This is a genomic window from Brevibacterium aurantiacum, from assembly GCF_003932995.1.
In the GTDB taxonomy this organism is placed as follows: Bacteria; Actinomycetota; Actinomycetes; order Actinomycetales; family Brevibacteriaceae; genus Brevibacterium; species Brevibacterium aurantiacum.
In genome coordinates this window covers 3,259,697-3,282,575 of sequence record NZ_CP025333.1, presented here as the reverse complement: position 1 = coordinate 3,282,575, position 22,879 = coordinate 3,259,697, and the positions used below count along the sequence as shown (strand labels likewise).

The 22,879-nt window shown below is 63.1% G+C and carries 26 protein-coding genes; 13 read left to right on the top strand and 13 right to left on the bottom strand.

The window, feature by feature from the left end; translation table 11 throughout:
* Window positions 1-135 precede the first annotated feature (135 nt).
* Window positions 136-1,284, top strand: a complete 1,149-nt coding sequence (locus tag CXR25_RS18710) for a GmrSD restriction endonuclease domain-containing protein (protein WP_096158881.1) — start codon at window positions 136-138, stop codon at window positions 1,282-1,284.
* Between the two features lie 173 nt (window positions 1,285-1,457).
* Window positions 1,458-2,306, top strand: a complete 849-nt coding sequence (locus CXR25_RS15170) for an HNH endonuclease family protein (RefSeq protein ID WP_162619350.1) — start codon at window positions 1,458-1,460, stop codon at window positions 2,304-2,306.
* Here CXR25_RS15170 and CXR25_RS15165 read toward each other — a convergent pair.
* The 3 genes from CXR25_RS15165 to CXR25_RS15155 form a co-directional block, all read right to left on the bottom strand.
* Window positions 2,303-2,581, bottom strand: a complete 279-nt coding sequence (locus CXR25_RS15165) for a hypothetical protein (RefSeq protein WP_069600805.1) — start codon at window positions 2,579-2,581, stop codon at window positions 2,303-2,305. The two genes, CXR25_RS15170 and CXR25_RS15165, sit on opposite strands and share 4 nt — an antisense overlap.
* Window positions 2,582-2,643: 62 nt before the next feature.
* Entirely contained in the window at window positions 2,644-3,153 is a 510-nt protein-coding gene (locus CXR25_RS15160) for a PaaI family thioesterase (RefSeq protein WP_009884868.1), read from the bottom strand.
* A 1-nt stretch (window position 3,154) separates the two neighbouring features.
* Window positions 3,155-3,589, bottom strand: a complete 435-nt coding sequence (locus CXR25_RS15155) for a PaaI family thioesterase (protein WP_009884869.1) — start codon at window positions 3,587-3,589, stop codon at window positions 3,155-3,157.
* 75 nt (window positions 3,590-3,664) lie between these two features.
* Here CXR25_RS15155 and CXR25_RS15150 point away from each other — a divergent pair, with 75 nt between their 5' ends.
* Window positions 3,665-4,186, top strand: a complete 522-nt coding sequence (locus CXR25_RS15150; RefSeq protein WP_069600804.1) for a winged helix-turn-helix transcriptional regulator — start codon at window positions 3,665-3,667, stop codon at window positions 4,184-4,186.
* A gap of 58 nt (window positions 4,187-4,244) precedes the next feature.
* Here CXR25_RS15150 and CXR25_RS15145 read toward each other — a convergent pair whose 3' ends face one another.
* The 4 genes from CXR25_RS15145 to CXR25_RS15130 all read right to left on the bottom strand — a co-directional run bounded on the left by CXR25_RS15145 (window position 4,245) and on the right by CXR25_RS15130 (window position 8,229).
* Window positions 4,245-5,414 (bottom strand): calcium:cation antiporter, encoded by a 1,170-nt coding sequence (locus tag CXR25_RS15145; protein ID WP_125240776.1) that lies wholly within the window; start codon window positions 5,412-5,414, stop codon window positions 4,245-4,247.
* A gap of 148 nt (window positions 5,415-5,562) precedes the next feature.
* On the bottom strand, window positions 5,563-6,003 hold the full coding sequence (locus tag CXR25_RS15140) for a MepB family protein (RefSeq protein ID WP_009884872.1): 441 nt from the start codon (window positions 6,001-6,003) through the stop codon (window positions 5,563-5,565).
* Window positions 6,004-6,148: 145 nt separating this feature from the next.
* Entirely contained in the window at window positions 6,149-7,756 is a 1,608-nt protein-coding gene (gene mdlC / locus CXR25_RS15135; RefSeq protein WP_125240775.1) for a benzoylformate decarboxylase, read from the bottom strand.
* A gap of 122 nt (window positions 7,757-7,878) precedes the next feature.
* Complete coding sequence (locus tag CXR25_RS15130; protein ID WP_096157507.1) at window positions 7,879-8,229, bottom strand: ArsR/SmtB family transcription factor; 351 nt, start codon at window positions 8,227-8,229, stop codon at window positions 7,879-7,881.
* A gap of 84 nt (window positions 8,230-8,313) precedes the next feature.
* Here CXR25_RS15130 and arsB point away from each other — a divergent pair, with 84 nt between their 5' ends.
* The 4 genes from arsB to CXR25_RS15110 are packed head-to-tail and all read left to right on the top strand — an operon-like array spanning window position 8,314 to window position 11,778.
* On the top strand, window positions 8,314-9,429 hold the full coding sequence (arsB, locus tag CXR25_RS15125) for an ACR3 family arsenite efflux transporter (RefSeq protein ID WP_125240774.1): 1,116 nt from the start codon (window positions 8,314-8,316) through the stop codon (window positions 9,427-9,429).
* The gene (locus CXR25_RS15120) at window positions 9,426-9,842 is read left to right on the top strand and encodes an arsenate reductase ArsC (protein ID WP_096146391.1); all 417 of its coding nucleotides are present in this window, start codon (window positions 9,426-9,428) and stop codon (window positions 9,840-9,842) included. The genes arsB and CXR25_RS15120 overlap by 4 nt, the downstream gene beginning before the upstream one ends.
* On the top strand, window positions 9,839-11,350 hold the full coding sequence (locus CXR25_RS15115; protein ID WP_125240773.1) for an NAD(P)-binding protein: 1,512 nt from the start codon (window positions 9,839-9,841) through the stop codon (window positions 11,348-11,350). The genes CXR25_RS15120 and CXR25_RS15115 overlap by 4 nt, the downstream gene beginning before the upstream one ends.
* A 17-nt stretch (window positions 11,351-11,367) precedes the next feature.
* Entirely contained in the window at window positions 11,368-11,778 is a 411-nt protein-coding gene (locus CXR25_RS15110; protein ID WP_083248953.1) for an arsenate-mycothiol transferase ArsC, read from the top strand.
* A 1-nt stretch (window position 11,779) separates the two neighbouring features.
* On the opposite strand, the gene CXR25_RS15105 is transcribed toward CXR25_RS15110, so the two are convergent.
* The gene (locus CXR25_RS15105; RefSeq protein ID WP_009884879.1) at window positions 11,780-12,418 is read right to left on the bottom strand and encodes an isochorismatase family protein; all 639 of its coding nucleotides are present in this window, start codon (window positions 12,416-12,418) and stop codon (window positions 11,780-11,782) included.
* A gap of 169 nt (window positions 12,419-12,587) precedes the next feature.
* Between CXR25_RS15105 and CXR25_RS15100 the strand changes: the two genes are divergently transcribed.
* Entirely contained in the window at window positions 12,588-13,544 is a 957-nt protein-coding gene (locus CXR25_RS15100) for a GlxA family transcriptional regulator (RefSeq protein ID WP_069600797.1), read from the top strand.
* Here the strand turns inward: CXR25_RS15100 and CXR25_RS15095 are convergent.
* The 5 genes from CXR25_RS15095 to CXR25_RS15075 all read right to left on the bottom strand — a co-directional run bounded on the left by CXR25_RS15095 (window position 13,492) and on the right by CXR25_RS15075 (window position 17,375).
* A complete protein-coding gene (locus CXR25_RS15095; RefSeq protein WP_009884881.1) occupies window positions 13,492-13,956 on the bottom strand; it encodes a DoxX family protein in 465 nt (154 codons plus the stop codon). The genes CXR25_RS15100 and CXR25_RS15095 overlap by 53 nt on opposite strands.
* 103 nt (window positions 13,957-14,059) lie before the next feature.
* Entirely contained in the window at window positions 14,060-14,626 is a 567-nt protein-coding gene (locus tag CXR25_RS15090; protein WP_009884882.1) for an NADPH-dependent FMN reductase, read from the bottom strand.
* On the bottom strand, window positions 14,623-15,810 hold the full coding sequence (locus tag CXR25_RS15085; RefSeq protein ID WP_009884883.1) for an LLM class flavin-dependent oxidoreductase: 1,188 nt from the start codon (window positions 15,808-15,810) through the stop codon (window positions 14,623-14,625). Before CXR25_RS15085 ends, CXR25_RS15090 begins: the two co-directional genes overlap by 4 nt.
* Window positions 15,811-15,870: 60 nt before the next feature.
* On the bottom strand, window positions 15,871-16,320 hold the full coding sequence (locus CXR25_RS15080; protein ID WP_009884884.1) for a MarR family winged helix-turn-helix transcriptional regulator: 450 nt from the start codon (window positions 16,318-16,320) through the stop codon (window positions 15,871-15,873).
* A 110-nt stretch (window positions 16,321-16,430) separates the two neighbouring features.
* Entirely contained in the window at window positions 16,431-17,375 is a 945-nt protein-coding gene (locus CXR25_RS15075) for a hypothetical protein (RefSeq protein ID WP_069600795.1), read from the bottom strand.
* A gap of 120 nt (window positions 17,376-17,495) precedes the next feature.
* Here CXR25_RS15075 and CXR25_RS15070 point away from each other — a divergent pair, with 120 nt between their 5' ends.
* The 5 genes from CXR25_RS15070 (at window position 17,496) to CXR25_RS15050 (ending at window position 22,785) form a co-directional block, all read left to right on the top strand.
* Entirely contained in the window at window positions 17,496-18,065 is a 570-nt protein-coding gene (locus CXR25_RS15070) for a MogA/MoaB family molybdenum cofactor biosynthesis protein (protein ID WP_125188192.1), read from the top strand.
* Window positions 18,066-18,070: 5 nt separating this feature from the next.
* Window positions 18,071-18,952, top strand: a complete 882-nt coding sequence (fdhD, locus tag CXR25_RS15065) for a formate dehydrogenase accessory sulfurtransferase FdhD (protein WP_101582901.1) — start codon at window positions 18,071-18,073, stop codon at window positions 18,950-18,952.
* A gap of 183 nt (window positions 18,953-19,135) precedes the next feature.
* Window positions 19,136-19,375, top strand: a complete 240-nt coding sequence (locus CXR25_RS15060; RefSeq protein WP_101582899.1) for a hypothetical protein — start codon at window positions 19,136-19,138, stop codon at window positions 19,373-19,375.
* Window positions 19,376-19,488: 113 nt separating this feature from the next.
* Window positions 19,489-20,757: an MFS transporter gene (locus tag CXR25_RS15055; RefSeq protein ID WP_125240772.1), complete on the top strand. Its 1,269-nt coding sequence runs from the start codon at window positions 19,489-19,491 to the stop codon at window positions 20,755-20,757.
* Between the two features lie 183 nt (window positions 20,758-20,940).
* Window positions 20,941-22,785, top strand: coding sequence for an MFS transporter (locus tag CXR25_RS15050; protein ID WP_241212348.1), 1,845 nt, complete (start codon window positions 20,941-20,943; stop codon window positions 22,783-22,785).
* Window positions 22,786-22,879: the final 94 nt, after the last annotated feature.

Below are 22,879 nucleotides of genomic sequence, written 5' to 3'. Positions count from 1 at the left end.
CCGTCTCATTGTCCCCAGCCAGCGTGCTTTCGGTGCGGCGCCACCATATTATGACTGTAGTGGATCGCGACGCGGCATCTTGGCCGCGCACGGTCCACGACCACGTTCTCACCCTTTTTGCACGACTGGACACCCATGACTCATTCCGCCTTCCTCAACCATGCCACGACACGTTTCCGTGCAGGCATGGTCTTCGTCCTCATCGCCTTCCTCAGCCTCGCTCTCCTCTCTGCCTGCGCCGACGGCGGAGATGTCGAAGCCAGTGCTGACGATGCTTCCTGGAGCTCAGAGACAAAGGCGGCAACCGAAAAGACTGCGCAACCCGAAGCCGAGCCCAAGACCACGGCCCCGAGCGAGGATGCCGAGAGCAGCGAAGGCCAGAATGAGTCGGGGGAAACCGAGCAGGGCAGGGCTGGCGGTGCGACTGCCGGTACAGCTCTGGCGATGCTTGAGGAGTTGGAGGTCAAGGGGCGCGCACCCAAGACCGGCTACGACGCGGACCTGTTCAAATGGCGATCCGATGCCGACCACAACGGCTGCGACACCCGCAACGACGTGCTGCGCCGGGACCTGAACGACATCACCCTCAAGGCAGGGACGAAGGGCTGCGCCGTCATCGCCGGCGACCTGGACGACAGATACAAGGGCGAGACCTACGCCTTCGACCGGGACCCGAACAACATCGACATCGACCACATCGTTGCCCGCTCCAACGCCTGGCAGACCGGTGCCGCGAAGTTCGACGAGGACACTCTCAAGGAATTCGGCAACGACCCGCTCAACCTGCTTGCCGTGAGTTCGAGCCTCAACCGGCAGAAGGGCGACGGAGATGCCGCGACCTGGCTGCCGCCGGCCAAGAGCTACCGCTGCGAATACGTCTCCCGCCAGATCGCGATCAAGCACAAGTACGACCTGTGGGTCGTGGCAGCGGAGAAGTCCGCGATGAAGCGAATCCTCGGCGCGTGCGATGACCAGCCCGCGTTCACGAAGAACGTCGCATGGCCCGATCCCGGTGAGGGCGACAATGCGAAGACGGCAGAGGACACCTCAATGAAGAAGAAGTCGAGCTCCGGTTCGGAGTCGTCGTCGGGGTCGAAGTCGGGCTCCGGTTCGACGAGCGATTCGGGCCAGAAGTCGACGTCTTCCGGCTCAGGGTCCTCGGGTTCGGTCTACTACAAGAACTGCACCGCCGTCCGTGACGCCGGAGCCGCACCCGTTCGCCGAGGTGACCCGGGGTATGCGTCTCACCTCGACCGTGATGGTGACGGAATCGGCTGCGAATAGTCGCCGAGGTGGCTCAGCGTCCACGGTTTATGACAGTTTCGTTTTCAACTTATAACGAATCGATTACCGATTGGTCAGCCCCGTTCCCTATAGTGACAACCTGCCCTAACATTTCAAGCGTGCCCAATTCGATGAACTCCGCAGTCGCTACTCGCAGCACTCGAATTCGGGCAGTGTCCCTTCTCGCCATAATCGTCTTCGCATTGCTCTCCGGATGTGGAAGCGACGGCACGAGCCAGATCAACGGAAACGATGTGGCATGGTCGACCGGCGGAGGCGGAACCGCGGACTCCGACCCGGTACCCTCACGACCGTCAGCCTCGGCGGCACCTGCCCCGGGACCGCGATCGCACAACGACTCGGAGGCGCCCGCAAATTCCGGTCCTGATGTCTCCACGCAGAACGAGTCGAAGCCCGCAGCAGACGGTGAAGACGGCAGCGGTTCTCCACAGCGCGGCGCAGACGGCGCGGAATTGGGCGCGGCACGGTCGATGCTCGACGAACTCGAGGTCAAGGTCAAAGAGCACAGGACCGGTTACGACCCGGAACTCTTCGACTGGAGCGCCGATGTCGATGACAACGGCTGCGATACACGCAACGATGCGCTCAGGCGTGACCTCAAGGACCTTGAGATCGAGGCGGAGACCAACGGGTGTGTAGCCATCGCGGGGGAGCTCGATGACGACTACCTTGGCGAGTCGTATGCCTTCGAGCGCGGATCCGCCAATGTCGATGTCGATCAGATCGTCTCCAGCTCAAATGCCTGGCAGACCGGGGCCTCAGACATGTCCGTCGATGAACTCCGCGAGTTCGGAAACGACCCTCTCAACCTGCTGACCGTGAGTGCGAATGTCATGCGGCAGAAGGGCGGCGGTGACGCGGCCGCATGGCTGCCGCCGAATGAAGCCTTCCAGTGCGAATACGTCTCCAGGCAGATTGCCGTCAAGCACAAGTACGGGCTGGCGGTGGCCTCCGCGGAGAAGGACGCGATGGAGGCCGTGCTCGGCACGTGTGCGGATTAGCCAGCCTTCACCGAGGATGTCGCCTGGCCGGAACCGGGTGAGGGCGAGACCGCCAGGGCCGAATCGGCCACCGAGAAGAACTCGACGGAGTCGTCGGGTGAACCTTCGGAGACCAACTCATCAGAAACCCCAACGAGCCCGAACGACGGCGACACGAGCCCGACTGACGGTGGCGCCACCTCGGCGGACGGCGACACCAACTCGGCGGACGGCGACGAGGATGGCTCGACCGGCGACTCATCGTCGCCTGAACCGACGGAATAGTCCGCGAACAATCGCCGAGGTGGTCGCCGGGCAGCCGACGATCACGTCGTCGATCACAGCCGCAGGGCCTCGCCTACTTAGTCTCCAATGGGAAGGCGAGCAGGCTGCCCGATGCGGTGGCGACCGTCTTGCCCTTGTTGTCGACGACTTCGCCTTCGGAGAAGATCACTCGGCGACCAGGCTTGACGACTCTTCCTGTGGCGACAAGGGGTCCGCTGTCCTTGGTGACGGGGCGCAGGTAATTGACCTTGATCTCAATCGAGGTATAGCCGGTGCCCTTCGGTAAGGTGGTCTGTGCGGCGCACCCGAGCACCGAGTCGAGGAGGGTGCAGACCAACCCTCCGTGGACCATGCCGATCGGGTTGTAGTGGGACTCATCGGGATGGCAGTGGAACGTGACCGTCCCCTCACCCACCTCGGCGATCTCCATACCCATATGAGATCCGATGGGTGCTCCGGGGATGTCGCCGGCGGCGATCTTGCGCAGGTAGTCGATGCCGTCCAACGTCGGCAGGAGCGCCAGCCCCTCTGAAGGGTCGCTCCAGGTCACCGTGGTTTCGCGAGTGCTCGAATCAGTGCCCATCTCAGTTGGCCTCCTTCGGCATGGGGACGTTCTGCAGGCGCAGCTGGCCGCGGGCCAGGACCTTGTCCGATGAGGTGTCGGTGATGATGACCTCCCACAGCTGCTGGGTCCGGCCCTGATGCAGGGCGGTGCCCTCGACTGCAACGCGGGCGCCGGCGGTCGGGCGCAGAAAGTCGGTGGCGTTGTGGATGCCGACGGCGAACTCGCCGCGCTCGCCCACAGCGTGGCTGGCACCAATGCTTCCCGTGCTCTCCACGAGCGTTGTGTACACGCCGCCGTGGACGACGCCCCAAGGCGTGTGGTGGTCGCTGCCCAGATCGGCATGGCCGCGGACGCTTGTGTTCGTGACCTCGTCGATGACGAGTCCCGAGGCGGCGACGAAGTTGCTGGCTGAGGCAAGTGAGACATCTGGAAGTGCGTCCGACTGCGGATTCATGAGTTCCCCTTCGAGCTGGCTGAATAATTTGAAGTTAGCCTACAATGGATCAGGCGGTCAAACGAAGGAGCGCATATGGACTGGTTGGGATTCGACACTGCCGAATGCTCGATCCAGAAGACCATGGATGTCATCGGGGAGAAGTGGACCGTGCTCATCCTCCGAGAGGCGTTCAACGGAGTGCGCCGGTTCGACCAGATCCGTGACCATGTCGGAGTCTCGGACCCAGTGCTCTCCGACCGGCTGCGCAAGCTCGTCGCCGCTGGTGTCCTTGAGGCCACGCCCTACCGCGAACCCGGCCGGCGAGCACGCAAGGAATATCGACTCACGGGCAAGGGGATCGACCTCTACCCGGTGATGATCTCTCTGCTGCGCTGGGGCGACAAGCACGGCGCCGGCCCCGACGGCGGCACTGGCCCCGATGGCGGTTCGGGTGGCCACGACTTAGGCTCAAGCGGCCCGCCGCTCGAAGTGCTGCACCGTGACTGCGGCGAACCGGTCAAGGCTGTCGTCGAATGCGCCGCGGGCCACGCCATCTCCTCACCGCGGGAGAGTCTGACCCGTGCAAATACCTCAGCCAAGACGCGCGGAGACTGAGGTAGTCGCCACCATAAAAGGCCGAGAAAGAGTCAGGGCACCGAAGCGCCCTCCCTCCTCACGAGAAGAGCGTGATCCCGAAGATCGCGAACACGACGAGGTGGGCCGCACCGTGGACGGCTGTGACCTTCTTCGCCGCGAACGTCGTCACCGACAGCAGCAGCGTGACCGCGAACAGAAGCAGATTGGCTGGGGATTCCGCGAGCACGATCGGCTGATCGGTGAGCAGCCCGATGAGCAGCACGGTCGGAATCGTCAGCCCCACCGTTGACACCTGCGCCCCGTGACACAGGTTGCTCACCCGCTGGATCTCACCCTGCCATGCGGCCCTGATCGAGGTGATCGTCTCCGGGAGGAAGACGATGAGCGCGATGACGACACCGGACAGAGCCACAGGAGCGCCGAGGCGGCCCAATCCGTCATCGAGCAGCGACGCCATATCGTGGCTGAGCAGCACGATCGGGGTGACCGTGGTGATGAGCAGAGCCAGACGCACGATGATCTCGGCGCGGTGGGCGGAGATGATCGCAACGATGCCCTGCTTCTGCGTGGTCGCGACTGTGGTCGAAGCGGACTCCGGAGCCACCTCGGCGGGCTTGGTCAGACGCGGATCGACCTCGTGGAAATCGGCGGCCTGAGCACCCATCTGACGGTAGAGGAAGAAGGCATAGATGCCGATCGTCAGCACGATGATCGGGATCTCCTGCCACGTTTGGTAGCTGCCATTCGTGCCGATGAGTGCCGGCAGGGCGAAGGCGAGGGCGGCGAGGACGATGATGAGTGACAGATACGTTGAGACGCCCGTGCGATTATGGGCGAGACTCCCGTGCCGCAGCCCCGCGACCAGCAGGCACAGTCCGATGACGGCGCCCAGGATGATCATCGACACGGCCATGACCGAGTCGCGGGCGATCGTCGCGTGCTCGCCCGGGCCTAAGAGGACGGCGGCGATGAGCACCACCTCGATGAGCACGATCGAGAGGGTGAGCACCAGCGAACCATAGGGATCGCCGAGGCGGCGGGCCAGATGCTCGGCCTCGTGGACGACTCCGAAGGCGCAGATGAGGATGACGCCGACGATGGCGATCAGGGCAGTGACGAGGAGTGGGCCTGCAACGGGCGGAGCCAGCAGAGAGCCTGCTAAGAGGAGTGCTGCGAAGGCACCCCACCCGAGGACCAGGCGAATGATGGCAGTGGGAGTGGGAATGCTGCGAACGGCGGCAGTCATGACGGGAATTCCTGTTCTTCGAGGCCGTCCTCATCGTGACTGATTGCGTTCGGGTCGTCCCGAGCGTTTCTTGCTACTGTTGCTTACTTCCCAGGATATCGGGCCGAGCTCATGGGGGACAAACAGTGGCCCGGCTTGTCCGAATGACTCAACGAAATTGTTCGAAGAACGGAGTCTGCTTGCGCTGCGTGCGAGTCGCTTGGGGATTCAGCGACGTGGACCAAGGCGGGTAGAGACGGAAGCCTCGCTTCCCTGTCGAGCGTTGTGACGAGTAGATTCCCAACTTGATCAGGTCCGCGGTGGGAAACTTGAAGAGGCCGAAGAACCCTTCGTCTGAGACGAACACGAGAAGCCCCGCACAGGTATCGTCACCGGAGAATGGCGCAGTACTCCCCTCTGGGGTGCGTTCCCAGACGGCTACGAAGGCACCTGGTTTGGTCGGTGTGATGCGTGCTGTCCGGACTCGCCACCAGGTTCCCTCGAGCTTGGCGCATCCCGACTCATAGTCGCTGTTCTGTTCCTCGGGGACCACCGCTGCCACAGTCAAGCCCACGGTTTCTGCGTAGTGTTCCAAAGCCCCGAATCCCATGAGTGTCAGCGTAGGCGATGTCCTTATGTGTGCGTGCAAGAGGGTGCATCGGCATACGTGCCAGGTCGAAGCGAGTCGTTATTGACCTTGACACGACCTCAGTGCAAACGGTCATGCCTCAACCACAGTCACGAGACGACAGTGATCACGAGACGATCGAAGCATCAATGAGCACCGGTCCGGTCGCGTCGAGTGCCTCCCGATAGGCGGCCGCAAACTCGGCACGGGTGGACGTCTGCTTTGCGGGGACCCCGTACCCCTTGGCCAGGGAGACGAAGTCGATGCCGCCCAGTGCCAGCCCGGGAACTTTGGGCACGCCCATGCGCTGGGCAAAGCCTGCCAGGGCACCGTAGCCGGAGTTGTTGACGATGACGAATACGGTCCGCGTCTGCAGCTGAGCGGCCGTGTACAGTGCGGTGATGCCGTAGTTGGCCGAGCCGTCGCCGACGGTCGCCACGACCGTCTTCTCTGGCGCACCGATCGACATTCCCACGGCGACAGGCAGCCCGAAGCCCAGGCCGCCAGAGGCTGGGAAGCTGTACATTCCAGGCCGGTCGATCGCGACCCGTTCGAGGTAGTCAAGGTCCAATGTGGTGGTCTCGTTGACGTAGGACACCGAGTCGTTGACGTGCTCATTGAGCACCTCGAGAATTTCGCCACCTGTCATCCCTTCCGCCGAGGTGGCCGCTGGGCTCATGATCCGTGAACCGCGCTCGCCGCGCCGGGTGCCACGATCGGTGACCCCATCAGCGAGAGTCGCAGCGGTGCTGGCGACATCGGTGATGACGGCCCTGCCGAACGGCGCCCGAGTGGCCTCGCGCGGATCCTGGGTGATCTGAACGACTTCAGTGCCGGGGCTCAGATAGTTCGAAGGCTCCCACCGGTGATACCTGAACACGGCAGCACCCAACACGAGGACGACATCATGGTCGGCCAACCGGTCACGCACCGACCCGATCCCAGGGACCATCACACCCTCGAAATTCGGGTGGGTCGTGGGGAAGGGGCAGCGAGTCGGAGACGGTGCGACATAGACAGAGGCATCGAGCTTCTCCGCCAATGCCTGCACTGCTTCTAAGACCTCGGGATCAGATACAGCGGCGGCATCCACCTGGGGTCCGACCACGAGCGCGGGACGCTTCGCCCCATCAAGAGACGCGAGGAGCTCTTCCTGCAGCTGCGGGTCGAGACCACGCCCGGTCGACACTGTCCGAGTCGTCAGCAGGTCATCGTCATCGAGCGCCTCCTCATCCCAATCATCCAAGGGAACGGAGACATAGACAGGTCCGCTGGGCTGAGTGGTCGCTTCGAAGGCGGCTTGGGACAGAGTTCGCGGGACGTCCGTGGCAGACAAGGGCTCGTGGGAGTACTTCACCAACGGTGTCGGCAGGGTGGCAGCATCGGCGCTGGCCAGCATGGTCTCCTGACCCACCGTCCGACGGACCTGCTGCCCGGCGAGGACAACCAGGGGAACGTGGCCGTAGTGAGCGTTGGTCAGCGCTCCCATCCCGTTGCCGGACCCGGAAGCGGCATGCAGGTTGACCAGGACCGGACGTCCGGTGGCGCGAGCAAAGCCTTCAGCCATGCCGACGACGACCTGCTCGTGCAGGCCGAGCACGAAGCGGAAGTCATCGCCGAGTCCTGCCAGGAACGGCAACTCGTTCGAGCCCGGATTGCCGAAGATCGTCGTCATTCCATGGGTGCGGAAGACATCCAGGCTGGCCTGCAGGACAGTCTTGCCAGTCGCAGTCATTGACCTCATTGCTTTCGTCGGGGGAGTGGGGCGGTCTCATTTCGGAGCGTACCCCGATCCTGTCCGGCGGTGCGAAGCCTCTCGAGGTGCGGTCGCAGTGTGCACGGCCGCAGACGGTGGAACTACGCGGGAGACAGGAACGCCGCGATGCGCTCCAAGGTCTCTTCTGCCATTGAGTAATACGACCAGATGCCGCGCTTCTCCCGGTGGAGGACTCCGGCGTCGACGAGGATCTTGAGGTGATGTGAGACCGTGGGCTGGCCCAGTCCGACCGGATCGATGAGATCGCACGCGCAGGCCTCATTGTCCTCGTGCGCGGCAACCAGCGAGACCAAGCGCAGACGAGTCGGATCGGCGAGTGCCTTGAGTATCCGCGCGAAGTCCTGTGCCTCGTCCAAGCCCAAAGGCTCAGCGGTCAGAGGAGTGCAGCAGGCCGCCGAGGCGGGTGCGGGCAATGTCTGTTCAGCAGTCACCTCTCCATTATGCCCACATATTGACAGATGTCGATACGTAGTGGTTGGATTCATATCGATACCTATCGATGTCTCAGGAGTCCGATGAACACCCCCGTCACCGCCACCACCAACGAACCGGCCCAGGCCAAACTGTCGACCCTCGACCGTTTCCTGCCGGTGTGGATCATCGCAGCGATGGTGCTCGGCCTGCTGCTTGGCCGCCTCGTGCCGGGACTTGGTGCGGCGTTGGACTCGATCAAGATCGCCGACGTGTCGTTGCCGATTGCTCTGGGGCTGCTGGTGATGATGTACCCGGTGCTGGCCAAGGTCCGCTACAACGAGACGGGCCGGGTGCTCGCCGATAAGAAGCTGATGATCACCTCCCTGCTCATCAACTGGCTGGCTGCACCGGCATTCATGTTCGCCCTTGCCTGGATCTTCCTGCCCGACCTTCCCGAATATCGGACGGGACTGATCATCGTCGGCCTCGCCCGCTGCATCGCCATGGTCCTCATCTGGAACGACCTCGCCTGCGGTGACCGCGAAGCCGCAGCTGTCCTCGTCGCGATCAATTCGGTATTCCAGGTCCTCGCCTTCGGTCTCCTCGGCTGGTTCTACCTGCAGTGGCTGCCGAACCTGCTGGGACTGCCGACGACCAGCGGCGAATTCTCCTTCTGGGCGATCACCCTCAGCGTCCTCGTCTTCCTCGGCATACCGCTCTTGGCCGGCTTCCTCACCCGCACCATCGGTGAGAAGACTAAGGGCCGAACCTGGTACGAAGACCGATTCCTGCCCAAGATCGGGCCCTTCGCGCTCTACGGACTGCTGTTCACCATCGTCCTGCTCTTCGCTCTCCAAGGTGACGAGATCACTTCTAATCCGTTGAACGTCGCCCGCATCGCGCTGCCACTGCTCATCTATTTCATCGTCGTCTTCGCCTTCGGCATGATCGTGGGACGTGCCCTGCACCTCGGATACGCGAAGACGACCACGCTGGCCTTCACCGCTGCCGGAAACAACTTCGAACTCGCCATCGCCGTGGCCATCGGCACCTACGGAGTCGCCTCCGGGCAGGCTCTTGCAGGTGTCGTCGGCCCCCTCATCGAGGTCCCCATCCTCGTCGCACTCGTCTACGTGGCCCTGTGGTCACGACGCCGCTTCTTCCCCGAATTCGCCGGAGGCCAGATGGCCCCGAACCGACAGGAGTCGCACTCATGACCTCAACCGAAATGAAACCCACCGTCCTCTTCGTCTGCGTGCACAACGCCGGCCGGTCACAGATGGCTGCCGGTTTCCTCCGCGAGCTCGGGGCCGATCGAGTTGAGGTCCGCTCCGCTGGCAGCGAGCCGAGGGACATGATCAACCCGACCGCCGCCGAGGCGATGGCTGAGGTCGGCATCGACATCACCGACCAGCAGCCGAAGATTCTCACCCCGGACACGGTGAAGACCTCGGATGTGGTGATCACCATGGGCTGCGGCGATGCCTGCCCCATCTTCCCCGGCAAACGCTACGAAGACTGGGAACTCGACGACCCGGCAGGTCAGGGAATCGAGACCGTGCGCATCATCCGCGACGACATTCGCGCTCGAATTAAGGCTCTGCTGAACAGCCTGGAGGATGCATCATGACTGAGTCCACGCCGCTGGCTGAACTTCCGGTTGTCATCATCGGTGCTGGCCCTGTCGGGCTTGCCGCCGCAGCGCACGTCGTCGCTCGCGATATGGAGCCGCTCATCTTCGAAGCTGGTTCGAGGCCTGCCGCGGCGGTGAGTCAGTGGGGCCACATCGGTCTCTTCTCACCATGGAAATACAACATCGACCAGGCCGCCCGCGCTCTGCTCGAACCGACAGGATGGGTCGAGCCCAACGGCGACTACCTGCCGACCGGGGCTGAACTCGTCGCCGAGTACCTCGCACCCTTGGCCGCAACGCCACAACTGAGCAACACGATTCGCACTCAGACACGAGTCATCGCAGTCAGTCGCGTCGGCAAAGACCGCACGAGTACCCCGGGCCGCGCTGACACTCCGTTCCTCGTCCGCACCCAGAACGCACAGGGGGAGATCGAAGACCACCTCGCACGCGCCGTCATCGACACCTCCGGCACCTGGGAAAGCCCGAACCCTCTCGGCCAAGCAGGACTGCCAGCCATCGGGGAACCAGCGGCCCGAGAAGCTGGGCTCGTCACCTCGCCGTTGCCCGACGTCCTCGGCCGAGATCGAGCACAGTTCGCTGGCCGGCACGCACTTGTCGTCGGGGCCGGCCACTCGGCAGCCAATACTCTGCTGGCACTGGGGGAGCTCCGCGAGGCTGAACCGTCCACTCGCATCAGCTGGGCCATTCGCGGAACTGATCCTGCCAGTGTCTACGGCGGTGGCGACCAAGACGGGTTGCCCGCACGTGGGGCGCTGGGCACGCGACTGCGCAACCTCGTTGAGGCCGGAGCCATCGAGGTTCACACCTCGACGACCATTACGGAACTGCGCATCGCGGCGCAGACGAACTCTGACTTCAGCACCACCTCGGCGACGGATATCCCAAGCGCACTCACGATCACCGGGACCACCTCGGCGGGCGCTGCCTCGCTCGACGCGGACCTGGTCGTTCCGACCACAGGTTTCCGGCCAGACCTCAGCTTCCTGCGCGAGATTCGACTCGATCTCGACTCGATCGTCGAGGCGCCTACGGGTCTTGGGCCACTGATCGACCCGGAGCACCACAGCTGCGGAACCGTCGCACCACACGGCGCTCGCCTCCTGTCCCACCCAGAGAAGGATTTCTACATCGCAGGGATGAAGTCCTACGGGCGAGCGCCCACATTCCTCATGGCTACCGGCTACGAGCAGGTTCGTTCGATCGTCGCCGCCATCGCCGGCGACCAGGCGGCCGCCGATAAGGTCGAGCTCGTGCTTCCGGAGACCGGAGTCTGCTCGGCTGACATCGGTTCCTCGTGCGACGTTCCATCGGCTGCCTCTGTGGCTGACGATGATGGCGGATGCTGCGGACCAGCGCCGGTGGGCGAGGCTGAACCTGCGGCTGAAGGCTCCGGCTGCTGCGGCTCGACCCCGCAACCGGTCACACTGGGCATTCCCACCGGGCTGGAACACGGTCGCGGCGCACACCAGGATGCACGATGAACTCACCGGGAGACACGATGAAAACACCACCTCACGTCCTCTTCGTCTGTGTGAAGAACGGCGGAAAATCACAGATGGCCGCCGGCCTCATGAACAACATCGCCGGCGACTCGGTCGATGTCGCCTCCGGCGGCACCAAGCCCGGCACCTCGCTCAATCAGCTTTCGGTGGATTCTCTGGCCGAATTGGGCATCGACATCAGCGAAGGAAGCCCGAAGCCGGTCACCCCAGCCGATCTGGAAGCAGCCGATGTCGTCGTCACCTTGGGGCGAGAAGCGAAAGTGCATGCGCCCGACGGAACCAGGCTCGAGACCTGGGACACCGACGAACCTTCTGAGCGCGGCATTGACGGAATCGAGCGCATGCGTTTGGTCCGCGATGACATCAGCGAACGCGTCAAGGACCTGCTGAGCCGCCTGCAGTCATAGCTCAGCTCTGCCCTGCCTTCTGCGCACCGGTGACGGCCGAGCTGCCCAGGTCTCCCTTCGGCAGAGGCTCCTGAGCACTGAGCGCTTGGCTCCAGGCATCAGTCGTCGCCACGGCGGCCCAGTTCGAATGCAGAACCGCCATCAGGGTTGTATGCACGGTCTTGGCATCGGCGAAGCCGGCATCATTGGCGATGTTGATAGCACCGGTCGCGTCCGAGAGCACTTCCGTGGTGAAGCCAAGCACCTCGGCACTCGCCGCTGAGGAGAGGATGCAGTTGTTCGTCATGTACCCGACCAGCGTCACGGTGTCGACGTCTTTCTCGCGCAGCCATGATTCCAGGTCGGTGTCGGCATAGACGGAGCCGTACTCCTTGACCACTGACTTCCAGGAATCAGTCTGGCGCTGTGCGACCTCGGGGTGGAGTGCGAAACCGGGCTCGTTCGGATTGAACACGGGCGCCTCAGTGCCCATGGTGTGCTGAATGACGGCGACGGGGATGTCCGCGGCAACCGCGGCGTCGATGGCCGCAGTGATCTTCGGCAGTGACTGGTCATGGCTCGGGTACTGGATCTCCAGCGGGCCGTCGAAGTACTGCTGCTGCACATCGACGAGGACAAGGGCACGGCGCGCGGTAGGCATAGCGAAGCTCCAAAGTTGTGATGAGTGAAGAAGTGGCGCGAATCCGCGGCACATCTCCAGTGTGCAAGAGCCGACCGAGGGCTGCCAGCAGCATAAATGCTCATCTACGATGGAATTACGCCAAACTGATTCCAGCCAATCAGTAAGCAGTCATCGGGAGGAGCCTGCCGTGCGCATCGCCATCTACGCCTTCACCGGCATCACCATGTTCCACCTGTCCGTGCCGCAGATGGTCTTCGATGAGGTTGCCCGCCAAGGCCTCGCCACGTGGGAGACGATTCTGTTCTCCGACGACGCCGAGCCGATCACGACGGCGGAGGGATACCAGATCACCGGGGTGAGTGGGCCGGAAGCGGCATCCGGCGCCGAGGTGGTCGTGGTCCCGTCCTGGTACGACGATGGTCGCCCGGCTGGGCAACCCCTGCGAGAGCTGCTGGTTGCCAGCCATGACCGGGGTGCTTCCATTGCCGGACTGTGCCTGGGCACGTTCCCCATCGCGGATGCTGGTCTGCTCGCCGGCCGCAAGGCGGTGACGCACTGGCAAGGGTTCGACCAGCTCACGGCTCGGCATCCGGATCTGGAGATCGATGATTCGGTTCTCTACATCGATCACGGCGATGTCATCACCTCGGCTGGCACCGCCTCGGCGCTGGATGCCTGTTTGCACATGGTCCGGACTCGACTGGGTGCCGCCGCGGCCAACCAGGTGGCGCGCAGTCTGGTCATTGCTCCGCATCGCGACGGTGGGCAGGCGCAGTACATCCAGCGACCATTGCCTGAGCGTGCCGATGATGATTCGATCTCGGCGGTGCTCGATTGGGCGGCGCACCACCTGGACGAAGACCTGTCGGTCGAGAGATTGGCCGAGGTCGCACATATGAGCCTGCGGACCTTCATCCGCACCTTTCGGGCATCGACTGGGGCGACACCTGCTTCATGGGTGCGGATGCGCCGCCTCGATGAGGCCAGGCGGGCACTGGAGGCTACGAGCCTGTCGATCGATCAGATCGCCGTGAATTGCGGCTTCGGCAGCGTGGTCACGCTGCGGCAGAACTTCGCTGCCGCGTTCAATGTCACGCCGTCGGAGTATCGACGTCGCTTCGAAGCGCAGCCGTCTTCCCCTTGAATAGGAACCGGTCGACGCTGAAGCGGCCCGGACCCGTGGCAGCCAGCAGCAGAGCGCCTGCGGCCAGAGCGGCGACAAGTTCCCAGCCGCCCTGATCGACGAACGGCACAGGGGTGAGGTGGACGATGACCAATGCGCCGATGAGGTTGGCGGCCAGCAGGATGCCGACGATGGGAGTCAGAGCGCCGAGGATGAGCAGCGCTCCGCCGATGAGCTCGACGAAGGTCGCGAACGGTGCCGCAATGTCTGGCAGCGGCACACCCATCTGAGCGAAGGACTGCGAGGTACCCGAGACGGTCCACTCATTGAACTTCTGCCAGCCGTGGGCGATGAAGATGACGCCGAGGGTGATCCGGGCGAAGACGGTGATGATGTCGCGGGCGATGGTCGGGAATCCAGTCGTGGCGTACACAGCGATCTCCAAAGTTGGTTGAAATTGCAACTACAGAGTATTCGCCGCGTTTGGCAGAACCCTGGCAACAGCCTCACTTGTCGTCTGGGACAATCGCGAGCGCTCAGAACCCGTAGGCGGCGTCCTTGGCCTCCCGGATCGAGGCATAGGTCTGCGTGAGCACGAGAGTGTCCTCGACGAGCCGGTCGAGGCGCGCGATGACATCGTTGTTGACGATCTGGCCCCGCAGCAGGTCCTTCTCCTCGATGAACACATAGGGCTGGACGACCTGCGCCTTCATATAGGTCAAGATCGGCTGCAGCTGCTGTTGGGGAACCATATAGTGCTTGGCCGAACCCGCGGTCGCGACCATGGCCACGACCTTGTCCCGGAAGGCATTGACCGGCAGCAGGTCGAAGATGTTCTTCAAAGTCGCCGGTATCGAGGCTTGGAAGATCGGGGTGCCGATGATGATCACATCAGCGTCCATGAGGGCCCGGGTCACGCGACCGGTATCGCCGGTGTATTCGGTGAAGTTGCGGCCGTCGCTGAAGACCATGTCGACCTCGGCGAGGTCGATGAGTGTGGCCTCGACGTTTGGGTCCTGGACCATCACCGTCTGGGTGAGGTGTTCCATGACCGTGCGCGTCTTCGTGCCTACGTTCGAACCGGATAGAGCGACGAGCTTCATCGGGCAACCTCCTCGGCTGTGTTCGCATTCATCGCCGAGGTGGCCTGGGGAGTCGACGAGACCGTGTACTTCTTCACGGCGGGAATGACCTCAGAGCCGAGGATCTCGATCTGCTTCATCACCTTCTCGTAGGGCATGCCGCCGAAGTCGATCTGACCGAGGTAGCGCTGATGACCGAAGACCTCGTGCTGGTGCAGGACCTTCTCCACGATCTGCTGCGGGCTGCCGAGGTTGACGATGCTGTGCGGGTCAACGGCCTGGGCGAAGAGCTGTTTGGGCATGCCCTGCCCATTCGAGCGCTTCATCCCCTCATTGATGTGCGGGTAGAGCCCGCGCAGCGCCTCCTGCGAGGTTTCGGCGACATGGAGGAATCCGGCGTTCGCGATCGGCAGGGTGGCGGGATCGAAGCCCCGGTGACGTGCCGCTTCCCGGTAGGCATCGACCGTCGGCTTGAACGACGAGGTGGTCCCGCCCAGGTGGGCCATGACCATGGGCACTCCGGCCAGGCCCGCCTTGATCGCACTTGTCGGGGCGCCGCCCACGGCCCGCCAGATCGGCAGCGGGTCCTGTGCGGGACGGGGGAGCACCTCGGCGCTGTTGAGCGGGGCGCGGAACTTCCCGCTCCAGGTCACCCGCTGCTCCCGATTGATCCGGCCCAGCAGCTCGAACTTCTCCTCGAACAGCTCTTCGTAGTCACGCAGGTCGTAGCCGAGGAGTTCGAACAGGCCGATCCGGGAGGCGCGGCCGGCGACGAGTTCGGCGCGACCGTTTGAGATGTGATCGATGGTGGAGAAGTTCTCGAACACGCGCACCGGATCCGAGGTGCTCAGGATCGTCGAGGTACTGCCGATGCGAATCGTGCTTGTGGCCTGCGCGATCGCGCCGAGGATGACGGCATGGGCCTGCGAGGCGAAGTACTCCTGATGGCTCTCACCGACGCTGAAGAAATCGAAGCCGGCATCCTCGGCCGCCTGGGCGTAGCCGATGAATTCGCGGATGCGCTCGCCGGCGTCCACCCTGGACCCGTCGGCCGGATTCGGCAGATGATCGCCGAGGCTGTACATCCCGAACTGCAGTCCCTGACCGGAGGTGAATCCGAGGTGATCCATCATGTTCGTGGCTTGGGCCTGCTCAGTGGGCGCTGTCTGCTCAGGAGGTGCAGTCTGGCCGGTGGTTTCGCTCAATTTCTCTCCTCAGTGAAATGTCATTTGCCATGTCAACTGATAGTGCCGGAGAAATATTCCCTAGGACTGCGAATCGTCCTCGCGACGGGTGATGCTGTGCTCGTAGAGCTTCTTCATCAGCGCATGCAGCTGCGTCTTCTCGTCCTCATCGAGGACCTCGTCGAAGAGTGAAGCCTGCTGCTCAAGCTGGGAAGGATAGGCCCGCTCGAGGAGCTCGGTGCCCTTGTCGGTCAGCGAGATGTGCTTGGTCTTCCAATCCTGCTGCCTCGAGATGAGCCCCTCGGATTCGAGACGGGAGAGCATTCTGGAGATGCCACCTCCCGTGACGGTGAGACCACGGGCCAGGTCGGTCTGCGTGATCGGCTGAAAATTGCGGATATGGGCCAGCGCTTCGAATTGGGCCAGGGTGAGATCGAACTGCCGCAGATGGTCATTGGACAGCTGATTGCTGTTCTCGACGAAGCGCACCATGCGCAGCCAGACCAGCGTGCTCAGCGACAGATCCTCCATCGCGCCTCCTCCCTGCGGGGTGTCTCTACTTTACTGGGTATGTGCTGAGGTCATCACCTAGCCACCGATAGGAAAGAGTTGTAAGAACGAGGCAGTCGCAGACGTGAATATCATTGCCATGGCATCTGGCTGTCAGGAGTTCCTGTGGAGGACAAGGGAGTCCGTCCAATGAACTCTTCTGGCGTTCCTGATTCAGTATGCGAGTTGTAGAAGCCAAGGTGAAAGCTGATTTCGAACGCGTCGTGATTGAGGTCGTAGAAGGCCCGCCATATCAATGCGAGCTGCTGAAAATCTTGGTCGTCGACCTCGGTGTACACCTCCGAGGGCTGCGTTCCTTTTTTGTGTTTGAAGACCTGACCGGTCGGATGGCCGTCGGCTCCAGTGCCTCTGATGCCATGAGTGGCAAAATTCCGCTTGTCGTACCAAGCGTAGTATCTTTCCCCGAGCTTGCTGAAAATCGGGCTCTTGCAGTGCTCGCCGATCTCGGTGAGCTTATCCTTTAGTGCCTTTCCGCTTTGCCCGTGTATCTTTTCCGGCGAACGGCCGAGGATGAGGTACGCCGTCGTCGCCAACCCAGCGAGTGCGACGTCGCACTTGGCGGCCTCCGTTACGACGCGGCCCACATAGTATGCGTACTCCTCTTCTCGCCATGGAAGTGAGTTCAGTTGTGGTCCAGCATGATTGAGGGGGAAGAGGTCGAGCCAGAGGTTTTCGAGGTACTGCGCATCTTCCACGGATATGTAGTGGGGCCACCTGGTCCGGAAGTTCTCCGTTGCGACATTGGTTGTGGTGCACAGTTGAAGACCGCCCGTGTTTACCGACCGTAGCGCACGGATATTTCGGCTTCCCACGTCCAGGACAACTTTCCCCTTCTCGTTGACTAGCTGGATATTGTTGAACCCGATCACAAGCACCTGTGGGTGGCCGTCCTCGTCCAGTCCTGCTGAGGCGGTCAAGGTCTTGTCAATATTGTGACCAATTCGTCTGAGGAAGTTCGTGCCGGCTAGGAGGTGATCGTCTTCATCACCGAATGCTTCATTAGAGTCTGATGGCATACGCAGATCATATGCACGATGACTGACATCAAGTCGCTGAGCAATTCAAGGGCCAGTTAAAGACCGTTGACCTAAGTCACCGCTATGCAGCTACCTTCCTGTCCGACGTACGATGGCATCGTGAGCAGTGAAACGAATGGGGCAGCACAAGCCCAGGCGACATCCCAGGCCGATGACCTCCTCGGCGCGGGTCGGTCTGCTGCCGTCATCATCGCCTCCACCTCGGCGGCCAGGGGAGAGGCGGCCGATACGACCGGCCCGATCCTCGTCGACTGGCTGCGCACGCGCGGCTATGAGACGCCCGATGCCATCGTCGTCCGCGACGGCGAACCCGTCGGCCAGGCGCTGCGGTCCCTCCTCATCGACACCCCGGAGAGCGAACGCCCGCGCATCATCGTCACCAGCGGCGGCACCGGCTTGGCCCCGGATGATCGGACCCCGGAGTTCACCGCCGAACTCCTCGAACGGCAATCCCCGGGGCTCGTGTACGCGATGTGGCGCAAGGGGCTCGAATCGACCACCTCGGCGGTGATGAGCCGTGGGGTCGCCGGGGTACGTGGCCGCAGCTTCGTCATCAACTTCCCCGGGTCGAAGGGCGGGGTCAAGGACGGCATCACCGTCATCGACGACCTCCTCGAACACATCCAGACCTCGATCGAGGACACCACCGACCACGGACCACGGGTCTGATCGGCATGGTGCAGCGCAGAGCCGTCCGTGCCCGGGTCCATAAATTCGACGCCACCGGTGAGATCTCCGCGGGGCCGGACTCCTTAGCCGGCGAGGAGCCGCTGGAGATTCAACTCAACGGCGAGCAGTTCTCCGTCACGATGCGCACACCCGGCAATGACGTCGAGCTCATCGCCGGCTATCTGCTGTCCGAGGCGGTCATCACCTCGATGGACGACATCGAAGAGATCGACTTCTCCGCCGGGCTCGCCCCCGACGGGTCGCGGAACTACAACGTCGCCAAAGTGCGCCTGCGACCCGGAATCTGGAGCGCCGAGGCGGCCCCCGCCCGATCCGTCTACACCTCGTCCTCGTGTGGGATATGTGGAACCGCGGCGATCGACGCGGTGACGAAGACCTCCGCCTATCCTCTGATCCCGGCGTCGTTCCCGGTCGACCTCGACGAGGAGTTCCGATTCCCGCAGCTGCTCTCGGCCGCCCGGATCGGTGAGCTGCCGGATCGTCTGCGCACCCAGCAGGAAGTCTTCGACAAGACCGGGGGAGTCCACGCCGCCGCGCTCTTCGCCGTCGGCGACGACCCTGCTGCTGAACCCGAACTCCTCATCGGACGCGAAGACGTCGGCCGCCACAACGCCGTGGACAAGGTCATCGGTTGGGCCATGGCTAATCGGGGGCTGCCGCTGAACCGCACAGTCCTCCAGGTCTCCGCCCGGGCCTCATTCGAACTCGTGCAGAAGTCAGCGATGGCAGGCATCCCGATGATGTCGGCCGTCAGTGCACCCTCGGCGCTCGCTGTCGACCATGGCAAGAGCCTGGGTGTGAGCGTCATCGGCTTCAACCGCAGGGGCCGCTTCAATGTCTACTCGTACCCAGAACGGGTGGCCTAAGCCCAGAGCGCATCGCCTGAGCCCGGAGCCCATCGCCTCAGCCCGAGGGGCGTGTGAAAAGCCGAAGGCTGACTCCGCCGCACGGCGGACCGGGAAGTCGATCCTCAGGGGGACGCGGACGAAGACTGGTCGCGAATACGCTGAGACAAGGGCCTCCTGCCCTCCTTGAGCGAAGGAATCAGCATGACCGCAGTCACCGTCAACAACAGGCATCTGACAATCATCTTTCCCGGGTGGGAACGGCTGATGACCCGACGCCGCTTTTATTCTGTTCCGCTTGAGGCGATCAGCGCGAGGCAGGTGACCGAGTGGACGTTCGAGTTCCTCGGGCTCCGATATGGGTTGGCGATCCCAGGAGTCCGCACTCTTGGCACTTATCGGCATCCGGACGCCGCCGAGGTGGAGTCTGAGCTCTCGGTCTGACTTGCTCCAGCCGGACCTTTTGCTCGAATGGTTCGTGGCCACCAGTCGGACTCATCCCACTTCAACCTCGCCAGGGCCTAACATGCTGGAGTGGGATGCGAGGAGGGTGGCAGGTGAACGCGAGCGAGCAACGGGGACCGGGTCTCGGGCTTCTGACCGTCCTCACCGGTGCCGTCGGTGCCGGACCGCTGCTGCTCTACGGGCTGAGCGCGACGAGTGATCGGATCATCTCCGACCTGGGCATCACTGAGGCGCACTTCGGCCTGCTGGCCACCGTCTGCTTCGGGTGTGCCGCGATCGGCAGTGCGACCTTGGCCCGCCTCGCCGACAATCGGTCCGACCTGCTGCTGATGTCGTCGATCTTCCTGCTCGCAGCCGCGAGCTTCGTGTTGGCGGCGCTGCCAGCGGGGTTCGGGCTGCTGCTGGTCGCCGCAGGCCTTGCCGGAGTCGCCCAGTCCTTCCCGAACGGTGTGACGAATCGGATTCTCCTCGAGCGTGTTCCCGGCTCCCGCCGGATCGGCTGGGTCGGCATCAAACAGTCTGGGGTCCAGGTCAGCCAGCTGGTCTCGAGCCTCGCCTTCCCCGCGTTGGCGTTAGTCATGGGGTGGAGGGGCGCGGCCCTGGCCATCACCGTCATCCCGATCTTCCTCCTGGTGATGACCTGGCGCTCACTGCGCTCGACCCCGCTGTTGGCGGTGGCGGCTTCGCCGACGACCGATAGCGCCGAGTCTGCTGCTGGCACTGGTGCGCAAGATCCGGAATCCTCGCGCCCCTCACACCCATCGAAACCTCCGCGCCATCCGGGCATGGTGTGGGCCATGGCGGCGTTCGGTCTGCTCAACGGCATCAGCGTCCAGGCCACGAACGTCTACATGCCGCTCTTCGCCGTGCGTGAGCTCCACTTCTCACTCGTGCTCGGCGGTGCCACTGCTGCCCTGGCCGGAATCATCGGCGTCATCGCCCGAGTGAGCTGGGCGAGGCTCATGGCCCGTGGTGCTTCTGGGCTGCGACTGCTGCTCGTCCTCGCGCTCATCGCACTGGCAGGGGGAGTGCTGTTCTTCATTGCCGATGTCAGCGGTCGGGTCTGGCCTCTGTGGGTTGCAGTCGCCTTGCACGGAATCTCGGCGCTCGGCGTCTCCGTGGTGCTCATGAGCGCGCTCATGCGATCGATCCCTTCGGCATCGATGGCCTCGGCCAGCGGAATGGTCACGGCAGGCATGTTCACCGGATTCGCCCTGGGACCGTTGGGCATGGGACTGCTCATCGGCTCGGCCGGTGGATTCCGTGCGGGCTGGATCGCCGTCGCGGTGGTGTATCTGCTCTGTGCCGTTCTGGCTGCGATCCTCATTCAGAGGGTGCGCGGACAATCGCGATCTGCATAGGAACACAGATCTCAGCTGGCGACGCCGCGCGGATGCCGGCCGCAGCCATGCCGACAGTGCTGTTGGCTGAACGGCCTCCCCTTGAAGGGGTACCATGTCAATACTTTTTGCTCTTGTAGCTGGCACACTGACGTGCATAGACTTCCAGCAGCAAGTCGTCGAGGCGATACAGCGAGGTGTCTGGTGAACAGAGATATCGAACTCGGAACCATCACCACAGACGTTCCGGCACGCATTGACCGACTCCCGTGGGCGCAATTCCACTGGATGGTCGTTGTCGGCCTGGGCAGCGTGTGGATCCTAGACGGTCTCGAAGTCACCATGGTCGGCAATGTCGCCGCCCGGATGACCGAGGACGGCAGCGGAATCTCAATGACTGCCGGTCAGATCGGCACCGCGGGAGCGATCTATGTCCTCGGAGCCTGTGTCGGTGCGATTGTCTTCGGCCAGCTCACCGACAGGTTCGGGCGTCGAAAGCTCTTTCTCATTACCCTCATCCTCTATCTCGTCGCCACTGTGGCCACCGCGTTCTCCTTCTCGCCCTGGTACTTCTTCCTGGTCCGTTTCCTCACTGGAGCCGGAATTGGCGGCGAATACGCGGCCGTGAATTCGGCGATCGATGAACTCATCCCCGCACGAGTGCGCGGTCGTATCGACCTCATCATCAACGGCTCCTACTGGCTCGGTGCTGCGGGAGGGGCGGCGACGACGCTGTTCTTCCTCAACACTGACATCCTGCCGCAGATGATCGGTTGGCGACTGGCTTTCGCTGTCGGTGCGCTGCTGTCGATCTTCGTCTTCGTCGTCCGCAAGAACGTGCCCGAAAGCCCGCGCTGGCTGTTCATCCACGGGCAGCAGGACGAAGCCGAACGCATCGTCGAAGGCATCGAGTCCGACATCGAGGAGACGACACGTCAGAAGTTGCCCGAACCGGATCGGACCATCACGATCCGACAGCGCAAGACGATCTCCTTCGCCGAACTCGCGAAGGTCGCTTTCAAGGTCTACCCGAAGCGTGCGGTCCTCTGTCTCGTGCTCTTCGTCGGCCAGGCGTTCCTCTACAACGGAATCACCTTTAACCTGGGTACGATCTTTCACGGGTTCTACGGCGTAGCTGCCGGGACTGTGCCGATCTTCATCATCCTGTGGTCGCTGAGCAACTTCGCCGGACCGGTCGTCCTCGGCAGGCTCTTCGATACGATCGGTCGCAAGCCGATGATCTCGTTCAGCTACATAGGTTCGGCTGTCGTAGCAGTCGTCCTTGCGTTCGTCTTCAACGCTGGCATCGGCAACGCCTGGCTCTTCCTGATCATCCTCGCCGCCTGCTTCTTCCTTGCCTCATCGGGTGCCAGCGCTGCATATCTCACGGTTAGTGAGATCTTCCCGATGGAGACCCGGGCACTGGCGATCGCATTCTTCTACGCCATCGGCACCGCCGTCGGCGGCATCGCCGGACCGTTGCTCTTCGGCGAGATGATCGAATCCGGCAACCGCTCCCTGGTCGCCATGGCCTTCTGCATCGGTGCCGGAGTCATGGCATTGGGTGGCATCGCGGAGATCTTCCTCGGCGTCAGGGCCGAAGGTGCCAACCTCGAGGACATCGCCCGCCCCCTCACCGCCGATGATGCCGATGAGACCAAAGGGGCGGTCGAAGCGAAGAAGACCGCCGAGGCGGGTGCCAGCCAAGGCATGGGTGCCGACGGCAGCGTGGAGCCGACGACAGCGGTAGGGGATCGGCAGACGAGGAAACGCGACCGGCTGCGCCCGGGGCCGGGATCGGCCGGAGGTTATGCCCCGTGGCCTTCAGTCTCCTCGCGCGACGTCCCATCGGAAGTCTCGGCCAATGAGGTGCAGGGCATCATCGACTATGTCCGCGACTTGCAGCCGGTCTCCGAGACTAAGCTCTATCGCGCTATCGGTGCCCGTCAGTGGGGCCCCGGACGTTTCCGCTCGTCGGTGCGCGAAGCCATTCGGCTGGGACACATCAAACGCAATCGCCGCGGCACACTGGAGTCGACCGACCGGTGATCCGAGACGAAGACACGACCCAGACATCCCACGTAGAATGGGGAGTATGCTCAAACGCGTCCTCGTCATTGCTTTGGCCGTCATCGCGGTGCTC

What these genes read in the sequence shown, in the direction of transcription:
- arsB (WP_125240774.1), top strand. Translation starts at nt 8,314, where the DNA reads ATGAACACCCCCGTCACCGCCACCACCAACGAACCGGCCCAGGCCAAA.
- CXR25_RS15140 (WP_009884872.1), bottom strand. Translation starts at nt 6,003, where the DNA reads ATGGGATTCGGGGCTTTGGAACACTACGCAGAAACCGTGGGCTTGACT.
- mdlC (WP_125240775.1), bottom strand. Translation starts at nt 7,756, where the DNA reads ATGACTGCGACTGGCAAGACTGTCCTGCAGGCCAGCCTGGATGTCTTC.
- fdhD (WP_101582901.1), top strand. Translation starts at nt 18,071, where the DNA reads ATGGTGCAGCGCAGAGCCGTCCGTGCCCGGGTCCATAAATTCGACGCC.
- CXR25_RS15155 (WP_009884869.1), bottom strand. Translation starts at nt 3,589, where the DNA reads ATGAATCCGCAGTCGGACGCACTTCCAGATGTCTCACTTGCCTCAGCC.
- CXR25_RS15110 (WP_083248953.1), top strand. Translation starts at nt 11,368, where the DNA reads ATGAAAACACCACCTCACGTCCTCTTCGTCTGTGTGAAGAACGGCGGA.
- CXR25_RS15150 (WP_069600804.1), top strand. Translation starts at nt 3,665, where the DNA reads ATGGACTGGTTGGGATTCGACACTGCCGAATGCTCGATCCAGAAGACC.
- CXR25_RS15115 (WP_125240773.1), top strand. Translation starts at nt 9,839, where the DNA reads ATGACTGAGTCCACGCCGCTGGCTGAACTTCCGGTTGTCATCATCGGT.
- CXR25_RS15060 (WP_101582899.1), top strand. Translation starts at nt 19,136, where the DNA reads ATGACCGCAGTCACCGTCAACAACAGGCATCTGACAATCATCTTTCCC.
- CXR25_RS15080 (WP_009884884.1), bottom strand. Translation starts at nt 16,320, where the DNA reads ATGGAGGATCTGTCGCTGAGCACGCTGGTCTGGCTGCGCATGGTGCGC.
- CXR25_RS15090 (WP_009884882.1), bottom strand. Translation starts at nt 14,626, where the DNA reads ATGAAGCTCGTCGCTCTATCCGGTTCGAACGTAGGCACGAAGACGCGC.
- CXR25_RS15075 (WP_069600795.1), bottom strand. Translation starts at nt 17,375, where the DNA reads ATGCCATCAGACTCTAATGAAGCATTCGGTGATGAAGACGATCACCTC.
- CXR25_RS15160 (WP_009884868.1), bottom strand. Translation starts at nt 3,153, where the DNA reads ATGGGCACTGATTCGAGCACTCGCGAAACCACGGTGACCTGGAGCGAC.
- CXR25_RS15120 (WP_096146391.1), top strand. Translation starts at nt 9,426, where the DNA reads ATGACCTCAACCGAAATGAAACCCACCGTCCTCTTCGTCTGCGTGCAC.
- CXR25_RS15145 (WP_125240776.1), bottom strand. Translation starts at nt 5,414, where the DNA reads ATGACTGCCGCCGTTCGCAGCATTCCCACTCCCACTGCCATCATTCGC.
- CXR25_RS18710 (WP_096158881.1), top strand. Translation starts at nt 136, where the DNA reads ATGACTCATTCCGCCTTCCTCAACCATGCCACGACACGTTTCCGTGCA.
- CXR25_RS15105 (WP_009884879.1), bottom strand. Translation starts at nt 12,418, where the DNA reads ATGCCTACCGCGCGCCGTGCCCTTGTCCTCGTCGATGTGCAGCAGCAG.